This is a genomic window from Citrobacter sp. ANG330 (genome assembly GCF_047467925.1).
Lineage (GTDB): Bacteria > Pseudomonadota > Gammaproteobacteria > Enterobacterales > Enterobacteriaceae > Citrobacter_A > Citrobacter_A amalonaticus_G.
In genome coordinates, this window is the sequence record NZ_JASJUI010000002.1 from 116081 (window position 1) to 128518 (window position 12438).

Below are 12438 nucleotides of genomic sequence, written 5' to 3' on the forward strand. Positions count from 1 at the left end.
TGAAAGTGTTTATGGTCAATATTCGTCAGCCCAGGGATATCGCGCAAGTGCTGCTGTCGGCGCTGTTTTTAGCCATCATGATTGTGGCGTGTCTCTGGATTGTTCAACCTTTTATTCTGGGCTTTGCCTGGGCCGGGACGATCGTCATTGCGACCTGGCCGGTTCTACTGCGCCTGCAAAAATTACTCTGGGGTCGCCGTTCACTGGCGGTTCTGGTGATGACGCTTTTATTGGTTTTGTTGTTTGTGATCCCGATTGCGCTGCTGGTCAACAGTATCGTTGATGGCAGCGGACCGCTGATTCACGCCGTCACGAGCGGGGATATGACGTTGCCGGACCTGGCCTGGCTGAACAGCATCCCGCTGGTCGGGGCGAAACTGTATGCCGGCTGGCATAACCTGCTGGATATGGGCGGTACGGCTATTATGGCGAAGGTTCGTCCGTACATCGGCACGACGACGACCTGGTTTGTTGGCCAGGCCGCTCACATTGGCCGCTTTATGATGCACTGTGGCCTGATGCTGTTATTTAGCGCCCTGCTTTACTGGCGTGGTGAGACCGTAGCACTAGGTATTCGCCATTTCGCCTACCGTCTGGCAGCAAAACGTGGCGACGCGGCGATGCTGCTGGCCGCCCAGGCGATCCGTGCGGTGGCGCTGGGCGTGGTCGTCACTGCTCTGGTGCAGGCGGTGCTCGGCGGGATTGGTCTGGCGGTTTCCGGCGTACCTTACGCCACACTGCTCTCCGTGGTGATGATCCTCTCCTGCCTGGTTCAACTGGGGCCGCTGCCGGTGTTGATTCCGGCCATTATCTGGCTTTACTGGACCGGCGATACCACCTGGGGCAGCGTGTTGCTGGCCTGGAGTTGCGTGGTGGGGACGCTGGATAATGTGATTCGCCCAATGCTTATCCGTATGGGTGCCGATTTACCGCTGATCCTGATCCTCTCCGGTGTCATTGGCGGGCTGATTGCATTTGGTATGATAGGGCTGTTTATCGGTCCGGTACTGCTGGCCGTTTCATGGCGACTATTCTCCGCCTGGGTTAACGAAGCGCCTGTGCCGTCCAGCGAACCCGAAGAGATCCTCGAAGAACTGGGTGAAATCGAAAACCTCAAAAAATAACGCAATGACAGGCGACTTCGGTCGCCTGAATGTTAAGCGCAGCTAATCAATAGCGTAGCGCGTTGACTCTGTCCCCCTTATTCCCGCTTCGTTATCCCTGATTTGTGTCGCAAATTCTTTACAGTTTTTAAACTATTGAGACGAATCTGATCGACGCTAAAACGCCCCATGCCCTACTATTAGCTCACGGTTATAGATCAAGACATTGATTTATAAGTATGGAAATCCCCTGAGTGAAACAACGAATTGCTGTGTGTAGTCTTTGCCCATCTCCCACGATGGGCTTTTTTTTTTGTTCTGACATTGCGTCTGTCTAACCGCAAAATAATCCTTCCCTTCACCTGTATCCCTCTTTTTTCCAGGGAAATCCCCTTTTTCACATGCCGATAACAAATAATATTGCACAAGATACTGCGACTCTCTTCACGCCGAAATCAGCCTGATAATGTTATTTATGCTTTATCATTTTTTCGTAGAGGTCATTAAATAATGAATGCTTATGAACTACAGGCATTACGGCATGTATTTGCAATGACCATTGAGGAGTGCGTGTCATGGATCGCACCAGATTATAATGTCGCCGACTGGCAGCGGTGGGAAAATGGCGAAAGTGAGCCTCCTTCTGCCGTTGTTGAAACACTGCTGGATATGCGTAGAAAAAGAAAATTACGTATTAATGCCATTATTGAGAAGATAAACAATCGGATTGGCAATAATACCATGCGTTTCTTTTCTGATTTAAGAGACTTCCAGTCAGTCTATCGTGATGGCAGTTTTCTTGACTGGAAAATTTATCAATCCGTTGCTGCCGAACTCTATGCCCACGACCTGGAACAATTGTGCTAAACCACATATTTCCTGCCACTGGCGACGCTGACTAAGACACAACAAATATACAGATTAATTGTACTTTTATGGCGCGGGCATTTAACCCGCACCAGGGAAAATAATGAGCAATTTCGCTGAGCAGGCATCATGAAAAATCACTATTTCCCCACTGCGATGGGGCTGTATCTCAATTACCTGGTGCACGGGATGGGCGTCATCCTGATGAGTCTCAACATGGCATCGCTCGAGCAACAGTGGCAGACAAATGCCGCTGGGGTATCTGTCGTGATCTCCTCATTAGGTATCGGACGCTTAAGCGTGCTGTTTTGTGCCGGATTATTATCCGACCGGTTTGGTCGCAGACCCTTTATTATTCTGGGGATGCTCTGCTATATGACGTTCTTTTTCGGTATTCTGACGACCCACAACATCATTATCGCTTATACGTTCGGCGTCCTTGCGGGGATGGCAAATAGCTTTCTGGACGCCGGGACTTACCCAAGTCTGATGGAGGCCTTTCCCTCTTCGCCGAGTACCGCCAACATTCTGATTAAGGCCTTTGTCTCCGGCGGCCAGTTTTTACTGCCCCTTATCATCAGTCTTCTCGTCTGGGCAGAACTGTGGTTTGGCTGGTCATTTATTGTTGCCGCCGCAATCATGCTGATTAACGGACTGTTTTTACTGCGCTGCTCTTTTCCACCGCATCCTGGACGTCGCGTCGCGCCGATCACCCCGGCGCACGAACGGCCCCTGACAGAAAAGCATCGCTGCGCATTTATCGACCTGGCCAGCTATACGCTGTACGGCTACATCTCAATGGCCACGTTTTATCTCATCAGCCAGTGGCTGGCGCAGTACGGTCAGTTTGTCGCCGGGATGTCGTATACCCTGTCGATCAAACTGCTGAGCATCTACACCTGCGGTTCGCTACTTTGTGTATTCATCACCGCTCCGCTGGTACGCAAAACGGTGCGTTCAACCACCTTGCTGATGCTGTACACCTTTGTTTCGTTTGTCGCGCTGTTGACAGTGTGTCTGCATCCCACGGTCTATGTCGTCATTGTCTTCGCCTTTGTGATCGGCTTTTCGTCAGCCGGGGGCGTAGTGCAAATAGGTCTGACCCTGATGGCAGCCCGTTTTCCGTATGCCAAAGGCAAAGCCACCGGTATTTATTACAGTGCAGGCAGCATTGCGACCTTCACTATCCCGCTGGTGACAGCCCACCTTGCGCAAAGGAGCATCGCCGATATTATGTGGTTTGATACCGGTATTGCCGCCGTGGGTTTCCTGTTGGCGCTGTTTATCGGCTATCGCAGTCGTCTCGAAACCAAACGTCAGTTACTCATTTCACCTTTAGCGGAATAGGCCGGTATTCGGCGAATGCAATATTGTTATCGCTGAATGCAATATAGTTTGTATAACGTCAAAAGCATCAACAAAACATCGCAGGAAAAGTGGGCTTTCACACTTTTGTCTGCAATATACCTGGTAATGAAAACGTCATGTTATGTGGTTCATGCCGTTTCACCGCCGTATATTAATCAAAAATCGCCGGATATAAAAATGCCGACGAAAAAAGAATTAAATTAACCGGCAAGGAGCTTTGAAAAATGTCTCAGAATAAGGCTTTCAGCTCGCCATTTATCCTGGCGGTCATCTGTATTTATCTCAGCTATTTTCTCCACGGCATTAGCGTCATTACGCTGGCGCAAAATATGACTTCACTCGCTGCGAAGTTTTCGACCGACAGCGCGGGGATCGCCTATTTAATTTCCGGTATCGGGCTCGGTCGGCTGGTGAGTATTCTCTTTTTTGGCGTGCTGTCAGATAAATTTGGCCGTCGGGCGATCATTCTGCTGGGTGTGGCGTTATATATCCTCTTTTTCTTTGGCATCCCCGCCAGCCCCAACCTGATGGTGGCCTTTATACTCGCCGTCTGCGTTGGCGTGGCTAACTCTGCGCTTGATACCGGAGGCTATCCGGCGCTGATGGAATGTTTCCCGAAAGCGTCAGGTTCGGCGGTGATCCTGGTCAAAGCAATGGTCTCTTTCGGGCAGATGCTCTATCCGATGCTGGTCGGCTATATGCTGCTCAACAACATCTGGTACGGCTACGGCGTGATCATTCCTGGCATTTTGTTTGTGCTGATCACCCTGATGCTGCTGCGCAGTCAATTCCCCGGTCAGTTGGTAGATGCCAGCGTCGCTAAAGAGTTACCACAGATGAACAGCAAACCGCTGGTCTGGCTGGAAGGCGTGGCTTCCGTCATGTTTGGCGTGGCGGCGTTTTCTACCTTCTATGTCATCGTGGTCTGGATGCCGAAATACGCCATGGCCTTCGCCGGAATGGAAGAAGCGGATGCGCTGAAAACCATCACCTATTACAGCCTGGGTTCCCTGGTCTGCGTCTTTATCTTTGCCGCGTTGCTGAAGAAAAAGGTCCGCCCCATCTGGGCTAACGTCTTTAATGCCGGACTGGCCACCGTGACCGCCGCCGTCATTTATCTCTGGCCGTCACCGCTGGTATGTAACGCTGGCGCGTTTGTGATTGGCTTCTCCGCGGCCGGCGGGATTTTACAACTGGGTGTGTCGGTAATGTCGGAGTTCTTTCCGAAGAGCAAAGCCAAAGTCACCAGCGTGTACATGATGATGGGTGGCCTGGCGAATTTTGTGATTCCGCTGATTACCGGCTACCTCTCCACCATCGGCCTGCAATACATCATTTTACTGGATTTCGCTTTTGCCCTGCTGGCCTTTATCACCGCCATTATCGTTTTTGTTCGCTATTACCGGGTCTTCAATATTCCACAAAACGATATCCGTCTGGGTGAACGTTATTTTTCAACAAAAAGTTAAGCGACAATTTAAGGAGTTATGTTATGGATGTCACCGCGAAATATGAACTGATCGGCTTAATGGCTTATCCCATCAGACACAGTTTATCGCCTGAAATGCAAAATAAGGCGTTAGAGAAAGCAGGATTGCCGTTTACCTATATGGCCTTTGAAGTCGATAACAGCACCTTCGCAGGGGCAATTGAGGGGCTGAAAGCCCTGAAAATGCGCGGTACCGGCGTATCGATGCCCAATAAACAACTGGCCTGTGAGTTTGTTGATGAACTGACTCCGGCGGCAAAACTGGTGGGCGCCATTAATACCATCGTCAATGATGACGGCTACCTGCGTGGTTACAATACCGACGGCACCGGTCACATTCGCGCGATTAAAGAGAGCGGTTTCGATATCAAGGGTAAAACCATGGTATTACTGGGTGCGGGTGGCGCCTCTACGGCAATCGGCGCACAGGCGGCCATTGAAGGGATCAAAGCGATTAAACTCTTTAACCGCAATGATGAGTTCTTCCAGAAAGCGCTGGACTTCGCTAAACGGGTAAATGAAAACACCGACTGCGTGGTGACGGTGACCGATCTTGCCGACCAGCAGGCCTTCGCCGATGCGCTGGCGACGGCGGATATCCTGACTAACGGCACCAAAGTCGGCATGAAGCCGCTGGAGAATGAATCCATCGTGAGCGACGTGAGCCTGCTGCGTCCGGAACTGCTGGTTACCGAATGCGTTTACAATCCGCATATGACGAAGTTATTGCAACAGGCGCAACAAGCCGGTTGCAAAACAATCGATGGTTACGGCATGTTGTTGTGGCAAGGGGCTGAACAGTTCAAACTGTGGACCGGCAAAGATTTCCCGCTGGAATACGTAAAACAGGTGATGGGGTTTGCCGCCTGACGGCCAGGCACTCAGACTGATAAAAGGTATTAAATGAAAACCGTAACCGTAAAAAACCTCGTGATTGGCGAAGGGGCTCCAAAAATAATCGTTTCGCTGATGGGCAAAGATATCGCCAGCGTCCGCGCAGAAGCGCAGGCCTATCGCGACGCGGATTTCGACATTCTGGAATGGCGCGTTGACCATTTCGCCGATGTCGCTTCTGCCGATGCCGTGCTGGAGGCTGTCCGCGCGATCCGCGCTGAAATGTCCCAGACTCCCCTGCTGTTTACGTTCCGCAGCGCGAATGAAGGCGGTGAACAGGCTATTTCAACCGACGCCTATCTCGCGCTGAATCGCGCGGCGATCGACAGCGGCCTGGTGGATATGATCGATCTCGAACTGTTTACCGGTGATGAGCAGGTCAAGGCGACGGTAGACTACGCGCACAGCAAAAACGTCAGCGTGATCATGTCTAACCATGATTTCCACAAGACGCCGGCAGAAGACGAGATTGTTGCACGGCTGCGCAAAATGCAGGAACTGGGCGCCGATATTCCGAAGATCGCCCTTATGCCGCAAAACCACAGCGATGTTCTGACGCTGCTTTCCGCCACGCTGAAAATGCAGGAACAGTACGCTGACCGTCCGGTGATCACCATGTCGATGTCGAAAACCGGTGTGATTTCGCGTCTGGCTGGTGAAGTCTTCGGCTCCGCGGCGACCTTTGGCGCGGTTAAAAAAGCGTCGGCGCCCGGACAAATATCCGTTAGCGACCTGCGTACAGTATTAACGATATTACATCAGGCGTAATACGCGAAATAAAGGCGGGAAGGATTCCCTCCCGCCAGTAAATATAAATTTTATTCCCCAGTGAATATTCCACATGAATATTCAGCGGAGGCCTGCGCCTGAACACAGCGGCGCAAGGTTTCTGCCGGATATCAGGAGTTAATATGAAACCTGAAAGACCACCACGCGTTAATGGTCGCGTGCCTGTGCTCTCGGCCCAGGACGCGGTAAATTATATTAAAGATGAAGATGTACTGTGTATATTAGGGGCAGGCGGCGGCATTCTGGAAGCCACCACCTTAATTACCGCTTTAGCCGATAAATATAAGCAAACGCAAACGCCGCGGAATTTATCGATTATTAGTCCGACGGGGTTGGGCGATCGCGCCGATCGCGGAATCAGCCCGCTGGCCCAGGAAGGCCTGGTGAAATGGGCTCTTTGCGGGCACTGGGGGCAGTCGCCGCGGATTTCGGACTTAGCGGAACAAAATAAAATTGCCGCCTATAACTATCCGCAAGGGGTGCTGACCCAGGCTCTGCGCGCCTCTGCCGCCCACCAGCCGGGGATCCTCAGCGATATCGGAATCGGTACCTTCGTCGACCCGCGCCAACAGGGTGGCAAGCTTAATGAGGTCACCAAAGAGGACCTTATCAAGCTGGTTGAGATTGATAACAAAGAATATCTTTATTACAAGGCGATTGCGCCCACCGTGGCATTTATTCGCGCCACTACCTGCGACAGCGAAGGCTATGCCTCGTTTGAAGACGAGGTGATGTACCTTGACGCGCTGGTGCTGGCCCAGGCGGTACACAACCACGGCGGTATTGTGATGATGCAGGTGCAGAAGATGGTCAAAAAAGCCACGCTGCATCCTAAATCCGTGCGTATACCCGGCTATCTGGTTGATATTGTGGTGGTCGACCCTGACCAGACGCAACTGTATGGCGGCGCGCCGGTGAACCGGTTTATCTCGGGCGATTTCACCCTTGACGACAGCACGCAACTTGCCCTGCCCCTTAACCAGCGCAAACTGGTTGCCCGCCGCGCCCTGTTTGAGATGCGTAAAGGTGCCGTGGGTAACGTCGGTGTCGGCATCGCGGATGGCATTGGACTGGTAGCCCGTGAGGAAGGTTGTGCAGATGACTTTGTACTGACCGTTGAAACCGGCCCCGTTGGCGGTATCACTTCTCAGGGCGTCGCCTTCGGTGCGAACGTCAACACCCGCGCCATTCTTGATATGACCTCACAGTTTGACTTCTACCACGGTGGAGGGCTGGACGTTTGCTATCTGAGCTTTGCGGAAGTGGATCGCCACGGCAACGTCGGGGTGCATAAATTCAACGGTAAAATCATGGGTACCGGCGGCTTTATCGATATCAGCGCCACCTCGAAGAAAATTGTTTTCTGCGGCACGCTAACCGCCGGCAGTCTGAAAACTGAGGTCGCCGACGGTAAATTAACCATCGTCCAGGAAGGCCGGGTGAATAAATTCATCCATGAGCTGCCGGAAATTACCTTCAGCGGAAAGATCGCCCTCGAACGCGGGCTGGACGTGCGGTACATCACCGAGCGCGCCGTATTTACGCTAAAAGAAGACGGCCTGCATCTTATTGAGATTGCCCCTGGAGTCGATCTCGAACGCGATATTCTGGCGAAAATGGATTTCGCACCGGTTATTTCACCAGACCTGAAACTGATGGATGAAAGATTATTTATCGACGCCACCATGGGTTTTGAACTGCCGGAAGCGGCGAATTAAAAGGAGTACGATGATGGACTTTTCTTTAACCGAAGAGCAAGAGCTGCTGCTTGCCAGTATCCGGGAACTGATCACCAGCAATTTTCCGGAAGAGTATTTTCGCACCTGCGATCAGACGGCAACCTACCCCAGAGAATTTATGCGTGCGTTGGCGGATAACGGGATTTCCATGCTGGGCGTACCGGAAGAGTTCGGCGGCATTCCGGCAGATTACGTGACGCAAATGCTGGCCCTGATGGAAGTGTCAAAATGCGGCGCCCCGGCCTTTCTGATCACCAACGGGCAGTGTATTCACAGCATGCGTCGTTTCGGTTCGCCGGAGCAGTTACGCAAAACGGCGGAAAGCACGCTGGAGACCGGCGACCCGGCCTATGCCCTGGCGTTAACCGAGCCAGGTGCAGGTTCTGACAACAACAGCGCCACCACCAGCTACACGCGCAAAGACGGCAAGGTGTACCTGAACGGTCAGAAGACGTTTATTACCGGCGCCAAAGAGTACCCGTACATGCTGGTGCTGGCGCGCGATCCGGAGCCGAAAGATCCGAAGAAAGCCTTTACCCTCTGGTGGGTGGAGTCCAACAAACCGGGCATTAAAATCAACCCGCTGCACAAAATCGGCTGGCATATGCTCAGCACCTGCGAAGTCTATCTCGACAATGTTGAGGTGGATGAAAGCGACATGGTGGGCGAAGAAGGCATGGGCTTTCTCAACGTGATGTACAACTTTGAGATGGAACGTCTGATCAACGCTGCGCGCAGTACCGGCTTCGCCGAATGTGCCTTTGAGGATGCCGCGCGTTATGCCAACCAGCGCATTGCGTTTGGCAAGCCGATTGGACACAACCAGATGATCCAGGAAAAACTGGCGCTGATGGCAATCAAAGTCGACAACATGCGCAATATGGTGCTGAAGGTGGCCTGGCAGGCCGATCAGGAGCAGTCTCTGCGTACCAGCGCCGCGCTGGCGAAACTGTACTGCGCCCGTACCGCGATGGAAGTGATCGATGATGCGATTCAGATTATGGGCGGGTTGGGCTATACCGACGAGGCGCGTGTTTCCCGGTTCTGGCGCGATGTACGTTGTGAACGGATCGGCGGCGGGACGGATGAGATCATGATTTATGTCGCAGGTCGGCAGATCCTGAAGGATTATCAGAACAAGTAAGCGACAGGCCGGATACGGTACTTACACCGTATCCGGCAATTCATACGCTTACCGAGGATGAAACATAAACTCAGGCATCGGATAACAGGCAGGCCTGCTCTGCCAGGCTGTTTTTAAACTGTTTCCGGTAATCGCCTGGCGAACAGCCGACGTGACGCAAAAACAGTTTCGCGAAATGATCGACGTTCTCATAGCCAACGCGCCAGGAAATTTCAGCCTGCGAAGCGTCGGTATTGGTCAGGGCAAATTTCGCTTCGGTCATTCGCCGCTGAATCACATAATTGATCGGTGAAATATGGTATTCGCGGGTGAATTCGTGACAAATATAGCTGACGCTGGCACGAAATTTTTTTGATAACTGCTCAAGCGTAATTTTCTCCCGATAATTATTATTGAGATAGACCAGAATATCTTTAATCAAAACATCTTTTTTAATATGTCCTTGTTCCGAACGATACGCATTTTTAAAGTTCTCAAAGAAAAGCACCGTCAACGCATAGGCAAAAGCATCGCAGACGGACGACGTCAGCCCATTTTTACTCTGTGGCAACATTACGCTGAGTTCATTAAAAATACTTTTGATCACTTCTTTTCCCTGGCCGACGGAAACCACCGGACAGGAATGCAATTGCAGCAGCTGATTCTCTTCCCAGCCCTGAAAGCGAAAGCCATACAGCGCGCAGGTATAAGTGGTTGCCGGCGCATTCACGTCCGATGTCACCGCATGCAGCCGTCCCCGCTCCACAACGACGATATCATCCTCATGAGCCACATAAAGTGAAGAGTCGATGATTAACCGGACAATCCCTTTTTTAACGTAAATCAGCTCCGTCTCATTGTCATGAACATGATGACCAGACTCCCAACGGGGATCATCACTAATCACAAAACGGGAAAATCGCGGGGTTTTGCCCTGGTCAAAAAGGCTTTCCATGGCATTATCAAAACAGCGTTGATACATGACAACCTCCACAAACAGATAATCATCCTGAACAATATAATAAGGATAAAATAAAGCGAGTACGGCGGTTATACAACTGTATTTAGTAAGGGTAAAACAAGATTATTTCCCTCACCTGCAAGATAATATGTTTAATTTTCTCAAATGATTTTCAGCTCATTTCTTTTGCATCCGCGATCCCACTTTTTTTGCAAGATACCTGGTAACGAAAACAGATTGCTCCGTCGATAAAAAGCCCCCGTCTGTCGCACACTACTTCCAGTTAATTTTCACTTTCCGCCGGAGTGGCCTGATGGTCACTGTCGGTATGCGATTCACAGGAGATGCCATGAAAATAATAACCTGCTTTAAGCTGGTGCCAGAAGAACAGGACATTGTTGTTACGCCAGAGCAAGCGCTCAGCTTTGACAATGCGGACACCAAAATCAGCCCATTCGACCTCAATGCGGTCGAGGCCGCAACGCAACTGGCCACCGAAGCGGAGGATGAGATCGCGGCGCTGACGGTGGGCGGTTCGTTATTGCAGAACTCGAAAGTACGTAAGGATGTGCTCTCCCGTGGGCCGCACGCACTGTATTTGATGCAGGATGCGCAGCTGGAGCATGCCCTGCCAAAAGATACCGCTCAGGCCATCGCCGCCGCGGTAGAAAAAATCGGCTTCGATCTGATCCTGTTTGGCGAAGGGTCTGGCGACCTTTACGCGCAGCAGGTTGGCCTGCTGGTCGGTGAGATCCTGCAGTTGCCAACGGTTAACGCTGTCAGCAACCTCCAGCGCCAGGGCGATAAGCTGATTGTGGAACGTACGCTGGAAGAGGACGTTGAAGTGATCTCGCTGTCACTTCCTGCAGTTATCTGCGTCACCTCGGATATTAACGCCCCGCGCATCCCCTCCATGAAAGCCATCCTTGGCGCCGGAAAAAAGCCGGTACATACCTGGCAGGCAAGCGACATCGGCTGGAGCCGGGGTACGCCACAGGCAGAACTGGTCGCCATTAGCGTCCCGCCGCAAACGGCGCGTAAGCACATCATTCTGGATAACGATTCACCGGAAGCCATTGCCGAACTGGCTGAACACCTGAAAAAAGCCCTGAACTGAGCCCAACGGAGAACATAATCATGAGTCAATTAACCCATGTCTGGGTATTTAGCGATAACGTTGAACGCTACGCAGAGCTGATGACCGGTGCGCGTCAGTGGGGTCAACAGGTTTATGCCATTGTTCAGGGCGGTGAACAGGCGGCACAGGTTAAACCGCTCGGCGCTGACGGCATCATCGTACTGGATAAGACCTCCGACCTGCAGCGAATCGAAAATTACGCCGAAACGCTGGCCGCCCAGATCCGGGAAAAAGGCAACGGGCTGCTGCTGATGGCGGCAACCAAACGCTGCAAAGCGCTGGGCGCGCGTCTGAGTATTCAACTGGATGCGGCGATGGTTAACGATGCGACGGCAATCAGTGTCGAAGAGAATGCGCTGTTTGCCGAGCATCGTATGTATGGCGGGCTGGCGTTTGGCAAAGAAAAGCTGAACAGCCCGCTGGCGATTATCACCCTTGCGCCGGGCGTGCTGGAGCCGATCGCGGCGGATCCCACGCATGACTGCCCGATGGTCTCCGCGCAATGGATTGCTCCGCAACATGAAATCACCTGTCAGGAGCGTCGTGCTAAATCGCTCAGCAGCGTTGATCTGAGTAAAGCCAAACGCGTGGTGGGTGTGGGTCGCGGTCTGGTGGCGCAGGATGACCTGAACATGGTGCGTGAACTGGCCGCCGTACTCGGTGCGGAAGTGGGTTGCTCACGTCCTATCGCCGAAGGGGAAAACTGGATGGAACGCGAGCGTTATATCGGTGTTTCCGGCGTGCTGCTGAAGTCCGAACTGTATCTGACGCTGGGTATCTCCGGACAGATCCAGCACATGGTTGGCGGCAACGGCGCCAAAGTGATCGTCGCTGTGAATAAAGATAAGAACGCGCCAATTTTCAACTATGCCGATTACGGGCTGGTGGGCGATATCTACAAAGTGGTCCCTGCCCTGATCGCGCAGTTGCGCTAACTCTCACCCAGATATCCCGCCGGACTCCCGGC

Annotated in this window: 11 protein-coding genes and 1 other RNA gene; 11 read left to right on the forward strand and 1 reads right to left on the reverse strand. The window is 52.2% G+C overall.

Features of this window, described 5'->3' with window-relative positions; all coding sequences use genetic code 11:
- Positions 1-11: 11 nt before the first annotated feature.
- The 9 genes from ydiK to QNN88_RS06290 all read left to right on the forward strand — a co-directional run bounded on the left by ydiK (position 12) and on the right by QNN88_RS06290 (position 9393).
- Entirely contained in the window at positions 12-1124 is a 1113-nt protein-coding gene (gene ydiK, locus QNN88_RS06250; RefSeq protein ID WP_414239451.1) for an AI-2E family transporter YdiK, read from the forward strand.
- Between the two features lie 186 nt (positions 1125-1310).
- Positions 1311-1418: antisense sRNA RprA (gene rprA / locus QNN88_RS06255), an RNA gene on the forward strand.
- 195 nt (positions 1419-1613) lie between these two features.
- Positions 1614-1970: a YdiL family protein gene (locus QNN88_RS06260; protein ID WP_414239452.1), complete on the forward strand. Its 357-nt coding sequence runs from the start codon at positions 1614-1616 to the stop codon at positions 1968-1970.
- A gap of 129 nt (positions 1971-2099) precedes the next feature.
- Complete coding sequence (locus QNN88_RS06265; protein WP_414239453.1) at positions 2100-3317, forward strand: MFS transporter; 1218 nt, start codon at positions 2100-2102, stop codon at positions 3315-3317.
- 245 nt (positions 3318-3562) lie between these two features.
- A complete protein-coding gene (locus tag QNN88_RS06270) occupies positions 3563-4807 on the forward strand; it encodes an MFS transporter (RefSeq protein ID WP_414239454.1) in 1245 nt (414 codons plus the stop codon).
- A 23-nt stretch (positions 4808-4830) separates the two neighbouring features.
- Positions 4831-5697, forward strand: coding sequence for a quinate/shikimate dehydrogenase (gene ydiB, locus QNN88_RS06275; RefSeq protein ID WP_044328161.1), 867 nt, complete (start codon positions 4831-4833; stop codon positions 5695-5697).
- Positions 5698-5730: 33 nt separating this feature from the next.
- Positions 5731-6489 carry a type I 3-dehydroquinate dehydratase gene (gene aroD, locus QNN88_RS06280; protein WP_414239455.1) on the forward strand — a complete coding sequence of 253 codons (759 nt, stop codon included), beginning with the start codon at positions 5731-5733 and terminating at the stop codon, positions 6487-6489.
- 143 nt (positions 6490-6632) lie between these two features.
- A complete protein-coding gene (locus QNN88_RS06285; RefSeq protein WP_414239456.1) occupies positions 6633-8228 on the forward strand; it encodes an acyl CoA:acetate/3-ketoacid CoA transferase in 1596 nt (531 codons plus the stop codon).
- Positions 8229-8241: 13 nt separating this feature from the next.
- The gene (locus QNN88_RS06290) at positions 8242-9393 is read left to right on the forward strand and encodes an acyl-CoA dehydrogenase (protein ID WP_042319326.1); all 1152 of its coding nucleotides are present in this window, start codon (positions 8242-8244) and stop codon (positions 9391-9393) included.
- A 70-nt stretch (positions 9394-9463) separates the two neighbouring features.
- On the opposite strand, the gene QNN88_RS06295 is transcribed toward QNN88_RS06290, so the two are convergent.
- Entirely contained in the window at positions 9464-10354 is an 891-nt protein-coding gene (locus tag QNN88_RS06295; protein WP_414239457.1) for an AraC family transcriptional regulator, read from the reverse strand.
- A gap of 328 nt (positions 10355-10682) precedes the next feature.
- Between QNN88_RS06295 and QNN88_RS06300 the strand changes: the two genes are divergently transcribed.
- Positions 10683-11450, forward strand: a complete 768-nt coding sequence (locus tag QNN88_RS06300) for an electron transfer flavoprotein (protein WP_414239458.1) — start codon at positions 10683-10685, stop codon at positions 11448-11450.
- Positions 11451-11470: 20 nt separating this feature from the next.
- Positions 11471-12406 carry an electron transfer flavoprotein subunit alpha gene (locus QNN88_RS06305; RefSeq protein ID WP_414239459.1) on the forward strand — a complete coding sequence of 312 codons (936 nt, stop codon included), beginning with the start codon at positions 11471-11473 and terminating at the stop codon, positions 12404-12406.
- Positions 12407-12438 lie beyond the last annotated feature (32 nt).